We start from the raw sequence: 14220 nt of genomic DNA, 5'->3' as shown, positions 1-14220 counted from the left end.
GAGTACATATTGTAACACGATTTTTCTTCTAGTCAATAGGATAAATAAATTGAGTCAATTATATTCTTCACAGAACACACCATACTGATGCTGGTTAAATTCCTTAAACCCGATCTCAAACAACTGTGTCTGTTGATGCTGAAAAGAAGAACGCGCCTCTCCAGATGGGTGAGATTTTTGTGGTAACCAGATGTTTCATAAATCCGACAGTTGCCACCTGACATGAACATTACGTATTGATCAATTCACTGCATATAACTTGCTGTTTTAGACGTACTATCCTTCTATACGCCTCGTCAATACGTTGAGAAGGAATTTGCTTGTCAATCACCAGTTTCTCAATCACATCTATAACTTCCGGAGCAGTAATAGTTCCAAGCTGATTGGCAAATATGACCATATCAGCCCCGGCATTGATGGTAAGACAAAGAGCCTCATCTAATGAATAGTGATTTGCAATCGCGTGCATTTGTAAATCATCGCTGATAATGACTCCGTCATAACCTATACTTTGGCGTAACAATAACGTTAAAATATCGTAGGACAGAGTAGCTGGTAACCCTTTACTATCCAAATGTTTATTGATGACATGTGCTGTCATTACCATTACTGGATTAGTAAGGTCTTTTAATAAACTCTGATAAGGCATTAGTTCATCTGTTTGAAAGGTATCTGTAACATCTACAAAACCCTCATGTGTATCTCCGTTAGCGCTGCCATGGCCAGGGAAATGTTTATAGGCACAAACAATACCATAACGACTAAAAACATCAACAAACTGTCTGGCCAAACGAATAATGACCTCTGGATTGGTAGAAAAACTTCTCCCCAAGTTTCCAATAATTCCGGCACAATCATTTAAATTTAAATCAACAACCGGGGCAAAATTTAAATTAAACCCTAATGATTTCAATGTCATAGCCATTTGGGTGACTTCTTCATCAAAATCATCACTAGACAATTTCGCAAGTTCCCTGGCTTTCATGGTAGGAGTACAACCCTCTATTTTGCTTAATCTGTCAACCATTCCACCTTCATAATCAATCGCAGTAAATAAAGGCAGATCGTCATTGCCTCCTGAAATCATTGATGCATAACGATTAAGCTGTCGAATCAATTGCCTTATCTGACTCTGATTCTTTAAATTCTTGCCGTATATCCCTGTTGCAAGATCTTTGTCAAATAATAAAACTCCTCCAAGGCCATCATTAGATAACCATTGAGCAACTGGACTGTTATCATGCAGTTCGGAACCATGAAATCCCATAATCAACATTTGTCCGATTTTGTTTCTTATTGTAATCAATCGCTCGCTCCATCTCAAAATAAGCACAAAATCATACACAAAGATCTTCTTTCTGGCTATGCCCCGCTATGCATTAGCTATAAACAGTATAAAATTGCGTTCAAATAATAAATAAATTAAAGCTTAGGATCAGGAATACTCTTGAAGTCACATTTACAGTTCCCTGCTACATTAGGTGGAAAGGGTACTTGAGCAAAATCAGCTGGAAAACAAACAGGTATAGTCCAGGCCAAATCCCCAGGATTAACTTTTGCAGGTAAATACCAATTTCTTAATGCTGGATAGGTTTTGCCGACGTCATTTTGCCAAAAGACAGGTGAAAATTGAGCGACATATCTCAACCCCTCGGCAGCCTCACAATTGAAAGTACCTCTAGCCCATGATTTTCCTTTGGGAGCTGTAACCGTCAACAACGTTTTTGAGGTAGAATCTTCAATGACATCGACAGTAACATCATAATCAGTCCAACAATTGTCTTTAACCAAGGTATAGATACAGGTAAAAGACCAAGCTGGACAAGTCACTAAACACAATGCAGATAGAGCGAATAAACGTAAGTACATGATTCAATCCTAAGATTTAATGAACCATTATTACTATATAGTATATACAATATTTATAAAAATAATTTTCTGATAAACTGTTTTGAGAGGGGAAAAGAATCTGATCTCCCCTCTTGGCTCTCTTAGTTAAAGCACAAACAAGAACTATAATCTGACTCAGATGACGGTTCAGGATCAATGGATTTGGCAAGCGCTTCCAACCCCATACCTACAGCCAATAAAGTGCCAGCCAAAGCCCATCCAGCCAGTATCGCAAGACCAACGCCAGGAACACCCAAGGCAACAGATAACACAACAGCAACAGCGGATGTGATAGGAGAGGCGATCAAAAGTGGAACTGGATCCAAATTACCTCTGGAAAACATCGAGCCTAACACAAATCCAGTCAAAAAACTGTTATGATTTCTTTCTGCAGCAGCAAGCAAGACAAGATCAATAGCAACTGTGCCTACAACAGCCATCACTAAAAGTCCACCAGCACCACCATACTTTAACCCTGTGCCAATAATAAAACTAAAATCAGATACCCCTTTTTGTATGGAATGTTGCAATGTCATTAATCTTACTCCTAAAAAATTGAGGAATAATACACTTTATTTTGCACACAATCAATACTAATTGAACATTGAAGTAACGAATACATTGAATTAAAACTCAAATAAAGCGATACAATTTATTATCATAAAGAAATAGAATATATTGCTTTATGTGATGGAAAACCTCTTTAATAGTTACCGCAGTCTTGCTTTTATTTGCCGACAAGTATAAGCTTGCCCGGTTGGAGAGATGGCCGAGCGGTCGAAGGCGCACGCCTGGAAAGTGTGTATACGGCAACGTATCGAGGGTTCGAATCCCTCTCTCTCCGCCAAATTACAATTCCTGGTTATCCTTCACAGGGTATAAGGCTATAATTGCCGCTTTCATTGAATTGCATAAAGCAGTAAATTATATCCATTGTGTAAAGACTACAGCTGGCTCATATAAGATTCTTTTGGTAAAACTGCTTTCAGAACCAACCAATTCAATCAGGGATATGAAAGATGAAAATGAAATTACAACTAATTGCAATAGGAATTTTATTATCAATCAACGTATTTGCTGATGGTTACTATCCTGAGCCCACCTCTCAAGACCAACCATGGACAATTATTGCCAGCTTTGGAAGTGGCAGATACCAGCACATGTACTCAAAAGATGGCAAAACCGCTTTAGGTCGATTGGCTCTGGCTAATGAACTAATGCTTAGTGGAGATATAGCTCTGGGATTAGAGCTTGGGGTTCAAAATGGCAATAAAATGCGCTTGAATATTCCCCGAGAAACCCTATCAGTCCTTGGCTGGCTACCAGTAGAAACCAATCTTAGCCCCATGCTGGACTTACTAGTTACCGCCAAAAGTGACCCCTTATTTGGAAGTTCTTTTTTTGCTCAACTAAAGGGTGGTGTGGCTTACAGATCATGGCAAGTTGATCTCTACCCCATCAATGAAATTTCACAATTAGCCGGAGAAATTCAAGCCGGTTTTGGTTATCCTATCACTGCTTTAGCCAGTTTGAGTTTGCTGTATCAGGGCGTTTTTGGTAACGATCCTAACGTCAAATTAAATGTGAACTCAAAAACTGGCAGTGTTTCAAATATCCCGGTTTTACATGGAATTTTATTAGGATTTACTGTCAATTTATAATCCATTAACGCACTACGCTGCTTCCAGGATGTCGCCCAATTAAAGTAGTTTTTTTACTACAATTTGGTTTTTTCCATTTTTTTTAGCTTGATATAATGCCTTGTCCGCTACAATAATTGCGTGTTCTACACTGGCTGAACTTTCAAAATGAATATAAACAATCCCAATGCTTAAAGTGACATGACTCATGAGTAATTGTTCGTTTGAACCATAATTATTTTCTGTTTTAAAAGGATTTTTAATTGCTTGACAAATAGATATTGTGTCTTTAATCGGCTGATTAGCGATAATTATTGCAAATTCATCTCCCCCAAGCCGAAACAGTATATCGTTTGAACGACGAAATATTTTTTTTAATAAATCAGCGATGCTAATCAGGACTTTATCGCCAAAGGGATGGCCCAAATTATCATTGATTAATTTAAAATTATCTGCATCTATTGAAACCAGGCTTAAAAAATACTGATTACGTCTTGCTCGATTAAACTCCTGAGGGAATAGGGTGTCAAAATATCTCCTGTTGTATAACCCTGTCAAAGAATCAGTTATTGTCATCACTTTCAATTCACTAATTAATAGTTCTTTTTCATTGAACAATCGAAAATTTTGATTGAGTAATCTATTATTAATCCTTGCAGAAATAATAAGCATAGCAATAAAAATCAGAAACATGGTTGCTAAAATCGTTCTATCGAGATCTAACAAGGCATAATTATAAATAATGACTGGTATAAGCATTGGAAAAACATAGGCGTAATAAGCTGGCAAATAAACAGAGAGAGAAGCAATTGCGCCTGCGCACATTCCGCCAAATACCAAAATAATAATGAATTCATGAAGGTCATTTAAATAAGGTAGGGTAATGAAGTAACACGTGCCCCATATACTGCCCATGACAAAAGTAAGAAAAAAAAACTTGAGTAAAGTGGATTGTATTTTATTTTGTTCCACTCCCCACTTAATTATTTTCCAACAGAAAAGACTTCTTACCATGCTTATAAAGACAATACCAAAAATCCATGCCTCTATTATTAATGCAGGCACATTATTATAAACAAGGTCAATGGCAAGCAATGTAGCCAAAATGATATTGAGCGGAATTGCTCTTAGAGATCCCTCAACCAGCAATGTCATACTTTCCTTGTAATGCTTAGATGAAGTCATTTTATCCAATGCCCATAAATTAATGTTCACTCTTTAAAATTATAGTACATTGAAATTCTCATAGAGTCTTAACATACATTACCCTTTATTCTCTGTTATTGGTGTCTTTTTATACTTTTTTTGGTATTCATCAATCGTTCGATTCTTTTCTGCATTAATCCGTTTATAATTTTTTATCCTTCTTATTTATTAGAGACTATAATTTAATCAGTTAAGCTTTATAGTTTGTTTTTACAATGGTTTTTAAGATGATGAATTAAATGGAGTATCATCATGAAAGAAAAACACTTCGCCTATAAAATTACTCTTTCTTCAACAGGCCTGGTTTGTACACATTCTGAAATTGAAGAAAACAGGATGATTGATCTGTTAAAAGAAATAAAAAATGATAATTCTCAAGCCATTTTCTGGATCTTTAAACAATTTGATAACCAGCCTAAAGAACAACTAGGGATCATCGATTGCAGCAAAAACCGTATTTATTACCATTATTCTGGTGAAGTTGAAGAAATTGATGAAGCTATTGAAAAACTAAGTAAAAAAATATAAATCCAAAAGTAGCTATAATGGTCAGATTTCATTACATCGAATGCAGCGATATTTAAACGCATGGATTGAAAGTATAGTGTACGAAGTCCTACGAAAACCACACCATAATATAAAAATTAAACCCAAGAAAATCAAATAATATACTTTCAGTAGATTTTTAGTTCTCGCAACTACTGGACAAAAGCATGTTTTTTAGTAACCATTCAGATCAAAATAATTCCTTTATTCTTAATAATAAATTATGAGGATTTCCTATGAATCTGATAAAAATTAAATCAATAACCTTATTAGGTATACTTGTACATTGTTTTCTCTTCCCTGCTTATGCTGCCCCACAACCCAAAAACACGATGAATGACACCGCCATTCAAAATGAAATATTAGTTTACATCAATAATTACAGACAACAGCATGGCTTATCGCCTCTCAAAATGGATAACCGCATCGTAAAGGAAGCAAAAATTCATTCCATGGATATGGCAAAACACGCAATACCTTTCGGCCACAAATATTTTAATAAGCGTATTGATAAGTTACACACACAAATTAAAAACTCAAATGCAGGAGCTGAAAACGTGGCTTACAACTACAAAAATGCCCAGGATGTTGTCAAAAACTGGTTACGTAGCCCTGGACACAAAAGAAATATTGTTGGTAACTATGATCTTACGGGCATAGGCATAGCTCGAGATGAAAAAGGAAAAATATATTTTACTCAAATATTCTTAAGAACCGGAAATGCTCACTATGCTTCCAGAAAACCCTTTTCGTCGATCTTTAGTGGCGCTCTCTTCAGTAGGAAAGCATAACAATTAAGATAGGGTGTTTAACAAAATTTTTGCAATTTATAAGTGCAATTGAGTGGAATTAATGACAACATTAGCCTAATATTGAAACATAGACGGCAAACATTGTTCAGCCAACAGTACAAGTTTGGAAGCCAGATTGAGAGTGTGGTGAGCAAGCTCAGACTAGACTGAGAAGCCAAAAGCACTCCGGAGGAATCCACCGTTTTGAACAGGACTGCACTCAATCTTGCTGTCTATAACATACTAACACCATGGGCGTATTTATTACGCCCTTTTCTTTTTTAATTCCTCACTCGTTCAAATTTAAAAATCCAAAATTGGTAGTTTATGCTGTAGAAAATTATTCTAAATTACAATAGGATAGAATAATAACGGTAATAAGGATTTTCCCATGATGATTGCAACCTTAATGGAATCAGCTCAGGAAACGCGAGTAGCCATTACTCCCAACTCGGCCAAACAATACATAAAACTAGGCTATGACGTAGGGATTGAAAAAAACGCGGGGCTTAGCTCAGATTTTACCAATGAAGAATTTGAAAAAGCTGGTGCAACAATTTTCGACAGCAAAAGTACTTTACTCAAAAAAACTCAAATTCTTTTATGTGTTAATGAACCTGATCCTAAAAACTTAAATGGCTTACCTTCAGATTCTCTGATAATTGGCCACATAGACAACAATCCTCTTAGCCCACTTGTTAAGTGGTGCCTGGATCAGCAAATGACATTATTTTCAATGAATCTCATTCCCAGGATAAGCCGTGCTCAAAGCATGGATAGCCTATCCTCTCAGGCTAACCTGGCTGGTTACAGAGCAGTTTTGGAAGCTGCAGCAACATTTCATAGAGCCATCCCTATGATGATGACTGCCGCAGGTATGATTCAACCGGCCAAAGTACTCATTCTTGGCGCAGGAGTCGCTGGCTTACAAGCCATAGCTACTGCGAAACGTTTGGGCGCTGTGGTTTATGCCTTTGACGTAAGAAAGGCAGCCAAAGAACAGGTTGAAAGCCTGGGCGCTGAATTCATAGAGGTAATGCAGGAACAAGATAGTGAAACAGCTGGTGGATATGCTTCAGAAACAAGTGAAGAATATAAAAAAATTCAGGCTGAGCTCATTGATCACTATGCAAAAATTGCAGACATTGTCATTTCCACAGCATTGATACCCGGACGTCAAGCCCCGGTTTTACTTCACAAAAAAACTGTCGAGCAAATGAAACCTGGCTCTGTGATTATTGATCTCGCAACCTCTCGAGGTGGAAATTGTGAACTCAGTGTTGCGGATAAAATCATTAAGCATGGCGAAGTTACTATAGTGGGATTGAGTAATATGGCAGGTCTCGTCCCCGCTACAGCAAGTGACCTTTATTCTAATAATCTGGTTCATCTTATAAATCTTTTAGCAAAAAATCCGGCTGAATTTAACTTAAATCCTGATGATGAGATTATCCAGCAAGCCGTTCTTTGTCATAAAGGAACTTACCTACCCTTTCAGGAAGTAAAGGAGCAACAAAATGCCTGAGATTCATACACTTGGTAATCCTTATATTACGATATTAACCATTTTCGTACTGGCTTGTTTTGTAGGCTATTATGTAGTTTGGAAAGTAACACCAGCTTTACATACACCCTTAATGTCAGTCACCAATGCCATCTCCAGTATTATTATACTTGGTGCTTTAATCGCTGCAGGAAGTGAATTGATTGGAAGCATCACCTGGCTAGGCGGCATAGCCATATTTATTACTTCAATCAATATTTTTGGTGGCTTTGTAGTAACTCAACGCATGCTTCGCATGTATAAAAAATAATGATTTAAAGGACGGAATCAGTAATGAATTCAATAGTTCCACTGTTTTATTTATTGGCAGCAATATGCTTTATCTTGGCTTTAAAAGGACTGGCAAGTCCTGCTACTTCAAGAAGAGGGAATCTTCTCGGTATTCTGGGTATGATCCTGGCAGTGGGATCCACCCTGATGATGCCCACCACCTACCATCATATTCTATTAATCGCATTAATAGCAGGGGGTGGAATAATAGGAACTATCATTGCTTTGAAGATTAACATGACAGCCATACCACAACTGGTTGCCGCTTTTCATTCTCTAGTAGGTATGGCGGCCGTTCTGGTAGCCTACTGCGCCTTTTTATCTCCTGAGTCTTTTCAAATCGGCACACCTGGAGCGATTGCTACCGCAAGTCTTATTGAAATGAGTTTGGGGTTAATAATCGGAGCCATTACTTTTTCAGGTTCAGTCATTGCCTTTTTAAAATTACAAGGAATCATATCAGGCATTCCAGTTCGATTTTATGCTCAAAACCATGTCAACTTACTAATAGGGCTAACAATCCTGGTTTTACTCATTCTATTTGTAACCAATCAAAACCTGTTTCTCTTTAACCTGTTGGCGGGATTAGCTTTTCTTATTGGTATTTTACTCATTATTCCTATTGGTGGAGCTGATATGCCTGTCGTTATTTCCATGCTGAACTCCTACTCAGGTTGGGCCGCAGCAGGAATAGGTTTCACGCTGAGTAATCATCTGTTAGTTATCACAGGCGCTCTGGTTGGCGCCAGCGGGGCAATTTTAAGTTATATCATGTGCGTTGGAATGAATCGCTCTATCTTTAATGTCATTTTTGGTGGAATAAGCAGTTCTGGGAACGCGAAACAAGCCCATTCCGGTAATGAGCTACGCAATGTAAGACAGGCCAACGGCGAAGACGCAGCATTTCTGTTAAGTAACGCCAAGGATGTCATCATTGTTCCTGGATATGGAATGGCAGTGGCACATGCCCAACATGCAGTCAAAGAGCTTGTTGATGCTCTGGAATCCCATTCTATTCGTGTTCGTTTTGCAATACATCCTGTTGCTGGACGCATGCCTGGCCATATGAACGTATTACTTGCTGAAGCCAATATTCCTTATGACAGAGTCTTTGAACAAAGTGAAATTAACAGAGATTTTGCTACCTGTGATGTGGCTTACGTAATTGGTGCAAACGACATCACCAACCCTGCGGCCAAAACCGATCCCGCCTCTCCAATCTATGGAATGCCTGTCCTGGAAGTTGAAAAAGCCAAAACGGTCTTATTCGTCAAACGCAGTTTATCTCCTGGTTATGCCGGGGTAGAAAACGATTTATTTTTTCACGACAACACCTATATGCTTTTTGGTGATGCCAAAGTAATGACTGAATCAATCGCTAAGGCTCTGGGAGAAATATAACCCTTTCAAAATAAAAACAATAATTTCTGACGGGGTGGGTACCCGGTTCAAACCAAGCAAATGCCTTTTAATTTGCCAACGAAGCAAAATAAATGTATCTTAGCCCGTTAATTTTTCATAATGGAGATATATCTATGCTACGAAAAATCGGCTTTACGTTGTTATGCGCAGTGGCAACATTTAGTTCAAACACTTATTCAACTGTGACTCACACGCTCCAGGCTGGAGTAACTCTTGAATACGAGTTTCCACCTAATGAACCTCAAGTCTTTGTTAATTATTTGTATTGGGAAGTAGCAGCCGATTGTAAAATTACCAGCGAAGATCCCTCCAATGAACTTTTTGCAGAAGCACTGGCAAAAGCTGGTAAAATTAATGGTGTTACGCTCTCTAAAGGAAACACCATGAAAGTGACTGTCCATTCCGGCGATATTTTAAAACTAAGCGCGGAATCTGGAGCAAAAGTTCAAATCACTAATTTTGGACCACATACTCTCAAAGCAACTTGTACTGCATAAAGAATTGAGCTAACGGCACCCCAACACTGAACAGTAATGGGGTGCGAAAATTCAAATCCTGTTCATCAATGTTCTCGAGTAGCGCAGAACTTAATCTTGGGATAGCGTTCCTCTGCCATTGTCAAATTCACTTTAGTAGGCGCCAGGTACATAAGCATATCTCCTCCGTCCAAAGCCAAATAATCATACGCTTTGGTACGAAACTCGCTCATTGCTTTCTCATCTTCAGAATAAACCCACCGAGCGCAAGTCACATTGACTGATTCATAAATACAATCGACTTTATATTCATGTTTGAGTCTATGTGCTACCACATCAAATTGTAATATCCCAACAGCCCCTAATATTAACTGATTGCTGTTCAATGGCCTAAATACCTGGGTTGCTCCTTCTTCAGATAATTCAATTAATCCTTTGAGTAAGGCTTTACTCTTTAATGGGTCTCTCAGCCTGACAAGCCTAAACAATTCAGGAGCAAAATTAGGAATTCCAGTAAATTTCAATTGCTCACCCTGTGTAAAAGTATCACCAATACGAATGGTGCCATGATTATGCAAACCAATAATATCACCAGCCAAAGCAAGCTCTGTGTGTGATCGATCGCCTGCCATAAAAGTTAATGCATTGGAAATCTGCACTTCTTTTCCTATACGCAAGTGGCTTAATTTCATTCCCTTCTTATAAGAACCCGAACAAACTCTCACAAAGGCAATTCGGTCTCTGTGTTTGGGGTCCATATTGGCTTGAATTTTAAAAACAAAGCCGGAAAAGGTTTCTTCATTCGGATAAACAGCCCTCTCCTGTGTAGCTCGCGGTTGGGGACCCGGCGCATACTCAACAAAATCATCCAATAATTCTTTAATGCCAAAATTATTAATTGCTGAACCGAAATACACGGGAGTCATTTTGCCTGCGAGATAATCTTGCAAATTAAACTCGTGGGATGCCCCCCTGACTAATTCAATTTCTTCTCTGAGTTCGTTTGCGCTGTCACCGATCAATTCATCTAGTTGAGGATTATCCAAACCTTTAATCTGCGTAGCCTCTATTTTTTTTGCATTACTTCCTTGCTGATATAAATAAATAATATCCTGATAGCGGTGATAAATTCCTTTGAAGCGTTTTCCCATTCCAACTGGCCAGGTAATTGGGGCACATTGAATGCCCAAAACAGACTCCACTTCATCAAGCAAATCAATAGGCTCTCGCCCTTCCCTGTCCAACTTATTGATAAAAGTCATGATAGGTGTATCACGTAAACGGCAAACTTCCATCAATTTTACAGTCCGCTCTTCTACCCCTTTGGCCACATCAATGACCATTAAAGCAGAATCTACAGCTGTCAGAGTACGATACGTATCTTCCGAAAAATCTTCATGGCCTGGTGTATCAAGCAAATTGATGACATGTTGGTTATGTACGAACTGCATTACCGAAGTAGTAATCGAAATCCCTCTTTCTTTTTCCATTTCCATCCAATCGGAAGTGGCATGCCGGTCTGCTTTACGGCCTTTAACCGTACCTGCCAGCTGAATAGCTCCTCCGAAAAGCAATAATTTTTCAGTTACAGTGGTCTTTCCTGCATCAGGGTGAGAAATAATGGCAAAAGTTCGCCTTTTATTAAAGTCTTGATAAAAATCAGACATGTGAATCTCTAAGTAAGTAATTAATTGCTGTGAATTGTAAAGGAAAAGTACAAAACTAACAATTTTTTCGTTATAAATTAAAGTCTCACTGGTGTTTATCCATTTCATTATAGTGTTCAGGCGTTTAACTCAAATTTTAAACTTAAAAATCAATTATTGATCAATTTGATTTTTATTGATAAAATTGCCGTTTTTTTGTGAAACCGTACATGTCAACGTCAGAATCAGAATTAAGAAAATCAATGCAACAATATGGAAAACAGGCATTCAGTGAAACACAACAAATAAAGATTTTGAATTTGTTACTTGAGGATGCAAAAAAAACAGCTTTCCAGAGAACATGAAATCTATCAACTAATAGAAAATTACCAATTAAAACTAAGTAATGAAAGTCATTTAAGCCAAGCCATTCAACTCGTTAATAAATTTATTATTGAATTAGAATCAAAAGATAAAGAGAGTTCTACAGTCAACTATTTAAAACAACATGGTTTTTACAGAATACTGTACCGTCATCCCAGGTTATTAGGTCAAGAATTACCACAGGACGATGTGTTGCAGAAATTACTGCGCTATGGATTTATTGGTGTTGGTATTTCTGCTGTAATGATTCTATTATTTATCTCTACAGCTTTTTTACCGCTCCCTTTTGGTTAACAGCCATCACAACTGCTTTATTTGTGGGTGCTTCTGCCTATTTAAGTGGAATTCTTTATGGTGTGGTGAACGATATTTTTGCAACGCATTCCAACTTGCCCTATTTTCTATTAGGCCACCAACCCCAACAAACCAGTTTATTAAGAACAAACGATAAAGTAGCTCAAGGAATAGCATGGGGTGTAGCTGCAACTTTCGGCCCAGTGGTACTAGCAACCTTGCTATTTACTGTTGCGGCTACGATTACGGCTTTTTTTGTACCAATGGCGACCTTCTTATTACCAGCAATGATGATTGCAATGCCATTAATTGCAGTTGGTGCAGAGTTTTATGCTCGTAAAAAAGCACGCGACTATATAGATGCTGAGGAAGATTTTTACTGGATAGGGTCTAATGACTATCAAAGAACGGGTTTAAACTACATGTGCCCAACTAATGAAGAGCGAGCAGCATGGTATGCGAACTCTGATAGAAATTTATTTGGTTTTACTAAGGTACCTCTTATTGGTCTGGGAGCATTGGTTGGATTAATTGTTTTAAGCGGTATTAGCATGTTTCTGCCTCCTGTACTCTTTGTATCGCCAATTATAGCAATAGCGATTCCCGCCGCCTTTTCTTCTGTTACGTGTGCTGCGTTAACCGTTGGCGGTATCTACATGCATATCAATCGCAATACACAACTGGATGACCGTTACCGTTTGGAATTTGAGCGTGATGAGGTTGAATCTGATTTATATCTCGACGAAGACATGGAGTATATTAGAAAAATTGCAAAAACCTACTCTCAAAAAGATCTGACGGTTGAACCTCAACAAGAAGTTATCAATGCTGAAAATTATAGTTACCTTTTTGATAAAAAACCAAAACAAACAATGCCGAATACAAAACAGGAAGAATTTCAAGCAGCACGATTATTGCATCCCACTGGAACTTAGTCATCCTAAATGAACTGATCCAGGACACTCTAGCAATCAGTTAGTAGCGCTCTATTATTACCAGGAGAGCGCTACCTTAGTCACTGCAAAAAACTTTCCTTATCCATGATATAGCCAATTGGAATCATTGCTGTATACTCAAAATTAGGGCCTGTTTTCATGCGAGCACTTATGATTAAAATTTGATCCATTCTGTTCCCTGCTAAACTGGTTCTTTAAATTAAAGGATTTAATTTAAAAAGGAGTTTGCTATGAGATTCAATCATTTTATTGCTCCACTGGTTTTACTCCCCGTTTGTGCATTCAGCCAACCTGAAAATGACAAAGGAGATGTCTTTCTAACGAATATTCCACCAAGTAAAAATGCTCTTGTTAAATCCTATTCCAGTGAATCGACTCACTTGAATTTACTTCAACCTAATGTCAGAAGCATTGACTACCCCACTCAAATTATTCGTATCTCCGGTTCGCTGGAATCACAACAATTAGACTGCGATCAAGTACACGAAGAAATTCTTGAAAAAATCGTAGCTCCTTTTGCTCCTGATAAATTTACCTACAATACTTATATTAGCTGCACTTATAATCCGGATACCAATATGGCCACCGGCTTTCTCATCAATAGTTATTTAGATCCATTAGCAGATGATGCCGTTGAATTATTAGAAGCTTACCTGGCAAAAAATAATGGTTCCAATCTGTTAGGCACACCATTGATATTTGAACCCGCAAAAGCTCTTGTTGTTGCCTTAACCATCTCGGCAGGAATGAAAAAAAATCCCAATAAACCACCTTTCGTAGAATATAAGCAAGATCGCAGTAATTTCTACTTCAAAAGCAATTATGAAATGAGAAATAAATTGTTTACTGATATCTATCAAAATTTCTTTACCAATGATCCCAATAAAATTCTACCTTTCCTGGATAAGTGGATATTTGTTAATGCCTCAAGCGTTTATCAAGCCATTTTAATGGATTCGAATTTCGTCGAGTTACAACCTGAGCGAATTTTTCTTATGGAAAATGGTGAGCAGATATTTGTGTCTAATCTAAAATATTATTTCACTCATAATTGTAATAGGTACAGTAATCACCGCTGCTTACAACCAGAAGCTTGAAACTCTTTAGATGCAGGAGATATTTTGGAGATGGCGTA

At 37.8% G+C, this 14220-nt stretch carries 15 protein-coding genes and 1 tRNA gene; 11 read left to right on the top strand and 5 right to left on the bottom strand.

Annotated features, from left to right (window positions below; genetic code table 11):
* Window positions 1-229: 229 nt before the first annotated feature.
* The 3 genes from CC34_RS0103315 to CC34_RS0103305 form a co-directional block, all read right to left on the bottom strand.
* Complete coding sequence (locus CC34_RS0103315; RefSeq protein WP_027227593.1) at window positions 230-1306, bottom strand: glycoside hydrolase family 3 N-terminal domain-containing protein; 1077 nt, start codon at window positions 1304-1306, stop codon at window positions 230-232.
* 116 nt (window positions 1307-1422) lie between these two features.
* Complete coding sequence (locus CC34_RS0103310) at window positions 1423-1869, bottom strand: hypothetical protein (RefSeq protein ID WP_027227592.1); 447 nt, start codon at window positions 1867-1869, stop codon at window positions 1423-1425.
* 122 nt (window positions 1870-1991) lie between these two features.
* Complete coding sequence (locus CC34_RS0103305) at window positions 1992-2426, bottom strand: hypothetical protein (protein WP_027227591.1); 435 nt, start codon at window positions 2424-2426, stop codon at window positions 1992-1994.
* 223 nt (window positions 2427-2649) lie between these two features.
* Here CC34_RS0103305 and CC34_RS0103300 point away from each other — a divergent pair.
* Window positions 2650-2737, top strand: a tRNA-Ser gene (locus tag CC34_RS0103300).
* A 172-nt stretch (window positions 2738-2909) separates the two neighbouring features.
* Window positions 2910-3551: a hypothetical protein gene (locus CC34_RS0103295; RefSeq protein ID WP_027227590.1), complete on the top strand. Its 642-nt coding sequence runs from the start codon at window positions 2910-2912 to the stop codon at window positions 3549-3551.
* A gap of 39 nt (window positions 3552-3590) precedes the next feature.
* On the opposite strand, the gene CC34_RS0103290 is transcribed toward CC34_RS0103295, so the two are convergent.
* On the bottom strand, window positions 3591-4715 hold the full coding sequence (locus CC34_RS0103290) for a GGDEF domain-containing protein (RefSeq protein ID WP_028379146.1): 1125 nt from the start codon (window positions 4713-4715) through the stop codon (window positions 3591-3593).
* Window positions 4716-4988: 273 nt separating this feature from the next.
* Between CC34_RS0103290 and CC34_RS0103285 the strand changes: the two genes are divergently transcribed.
* The 6 genes from CC34_RS0103285 (at window position 4989) to CC34_RS0103260 (ending at window position 9826) form a co-directional block, all read left to right on the top strand.
* On the top strand, window positions 4989-5264 hold the full coding sequence (locus CC34_RS0103285) for a hypothetical protein (protein WP_027227588.1): 276 nt from the start codon (window positions 4989-4991) through the stop codon (window positions 5262-5264).
* Between the two features lie 254 nt (window positions 5265-5518).
* Window positions 5519-6073 (top strand): CAP domain-containing protein, encoded by a 555-nt coding sequence (locus CC34_RS0103280; RefSeq protein WP_027227587.1) that lies wholly within the window; start codon window positions 5519-5521, stop codon window positions 6071-6073.
* A gap of 391 nt (window positions 6074-6464) precedes the next feature.
* Window positions 6465-7598 (top strand): Re/Si-specific NAD(P)(+) transhydrogenase subunit alpha, encoded by a 1134-nt coding sequence (locus tag CC34_RS0103275; protein WP_028379145.1) that lies wholly within the window; start codon window positions 6465-6467, stop codon window positions 7596-7598.
* Window positions 7591-7887: a proton-translocating transhydrogenase family protein gene (locus CC34_RS0103270; protein ID WP_027221238.1), complete on the top strand. Its 297-nt coding sequence runs from the start codon at window positions 7591-7593 to the stop codon at window positions 7885-7887. The genes CC34_RS0103275 and CC34_RS0103270 overlap by 8 nt, the downstream gene beginning before the upstream one ends.
* Before the next feature lie 23 nt (window positions 7888-7910).
* On the top strand, window positions 7911-9308 hold the full coding sequence (locus CC34_RS0103265) for an NAD(P)(+) transhydrogenase (Re/Si-specific) subunit beta (protein ID WP_028379144.1): 1398 nt from the start codon (window positions 7911-7913) through the stop codon (window positions 9306-9308).
* A gap of 134 nt (window positions 9309-9442) precedes the next feature.
* Window positions 9443-9826, top strand: coding sequence for a hypothetical protein (locus CC34_RS0103260; protein ID WP_027227584.1), 384 nt, complete (start codon window positions 9443-9445; stop codon window positions 9824-9826).
* 65 nt (window positions 9827-9891) lie between these two features.
* Here the strand turns inward: CC34_RS0103260 and CC34_RS0103255 are convergent, their stop codons facing one another.
* Window positions 9892-11472, bottom strand: coding sequence for a peptide chain release factor 3 (locus tag CC34_RS0103255; protein ID WP_027227583.1), 1581 nt, complete (start codon window positions 11470-11472; stop codon window positions 9892-9894).
* A 312-nt stretch (window positions 11473-11784) separates the two neighbouring features.
* On the opposite strand from CC34_RS0103255, the gene CC34_RS1000000117320 reads away from it, so the two are divergent.
* The 3 genes from CC34_RS1000000117320 to CC34_RS0103240 all read left to right on the top strand — a co-directional run bounded on the left by CC34_RS1000000117320 (window position 11785) and on the right by CC34_RS0103240 (window position 14182).
* Complete coding sequence (locus CC34_RS1000000117320; RefSeq protein WP_231957847.1) at window positions 11785-12129, top strand: hypothetical protein; 345 nt, start codon at window positions 11785-11787, stop codon at window positions 12127-12129.
* Between the two features lie 23 nt (window positions 12130-12152).
* On the top strand, window positions 12153-13064 hold the full coding sequence (locus tag CC34_RS01000000116135) for a hypothetical protein (protein ID WP_229310326.1): 912 nt from the start codon (window positions 12153-12155) through the stop codon (window positions 13062-13064).
* Window positions 13065-13315: 251 nt separating this feature from the next.
* The gene (locus CC34_RS0103240) at window positions 13316-14182 is read left to right on the top strand and encodes an Lpg0189 family type II secretion system effector (RefSeq protein ID WP_027227582.1); all 867 of its coding nucleotides are present in this window, start codon (window positions 13316-13318) and stop codon (window positions 14180-14182) included.
* Window positions 14183-14220 lie beyond the last annotated feature (38 nt).

It is taken from the genome of Legionella pneumophila subsp. fraseri, assembly GCF_000586315.1.
In the GTDB taxonomy this organism is placed as follows: Bacteria; Pseudomonadota; Gammaproteobacteria; order Legionellales; family Legionellaceae; genus Legionella; species Legionella pneumophila_B.
The sequence above is the reverse complement of the archived record's forward strand: the minus strand, read 5'-3'. Positions and strand labels throughout refer to the sequence as shown.

Bases quoted from the DNA above. Each gene is read 5' to 3' on its own strand.
- CC34_RS0103310 (WP_027227592.1), bottom strand. From the start codon at position 1,869: ATGTACTTACGTTTATTCGCTCTATCTGCATTGTGTTTAGTGACTTGT.
- CC34_RS0103305 (WP_027227591.1), bottom strand. From the start codon at position 2,426: ATGACATTGCAACATTCCATACAAAAAGGGGTATCTGATTTTAGTTTT.
- CC34_RS0103295 (WP_027227590.1), top strand. From the start codon at position 2,910: ATGAAAATGAAATTACAACTAATTGCAATAGGAATTTTATTATCAATC.
- CC34_RS0103290 (WP_028379146.1), bottom strand. From the start codon at position 4,715: ATGACTTCATCTAAGCATTACAAGGAAAGTATGACATTGCTGGTTGAG.
- CC34_RS0103285 (WP_027227588.1), top strand. From the start codon at position 4,989: ATGAAAGAAAAACACTTCGCCTATAAAATTACTCTTTCTTCAACAGGC.
- CC34_RS0103280 (WP_027227587.1), top strand. From the start codon at position 5,519: ATGAATCTGATAAAAATTAAATCAATAACCTTATTAGGTATACTTGTA.
- CC34_RS0103275 (WP_028379145.1), top strand. From the start codon at position 6,465: ATGATGATTGCAACCTTAATGGAATCAGCTCAGGAAACGCGAGTAGCC.
- CC34_RS0103270 (WP_027221238.1), top strand. From the start codon at position 7,591: ATGCCTGAGATTCATACACTTGGTAATCCTTATATTACGATATTAACC.
- CC34_RS0103265 (WP_028379144.1), top strand. From the start codon at position 7,911: ATGAATTCAATAGTTCCACTGTTTTATTTATTGGCAGCAATATGCTTT.
- CC34_RS0103260 (WP_027227584.1), top strand. From the start codon at position 9,443: ATGCTACGAAAAATCGGCTTTACGTTGTTATGCGCAGTGGCAACATTT.
- CC34_RS0103255 (WP_027227583.1), bottom strand. From the start codon at position 11,472: ATGTCTGATTTTTATCAAGACTTTAATAAAAGGCGAACTTTTGCCATT.
- CC34_RS1000000117320 (WP_231957847.1), top strand. From the start codon at position 11,785: ATGCAAAAAAAACAGCTTTCCAGAGAACATGAAATCTATCAACTAATA.
- CC34_RS0103240 (WP_027227582.1), top strand. From the start codon at position 13,316: ATGAGATTCAATCATTTTATTGCTCCACTGGTTTTACTCCCCGTTTGT.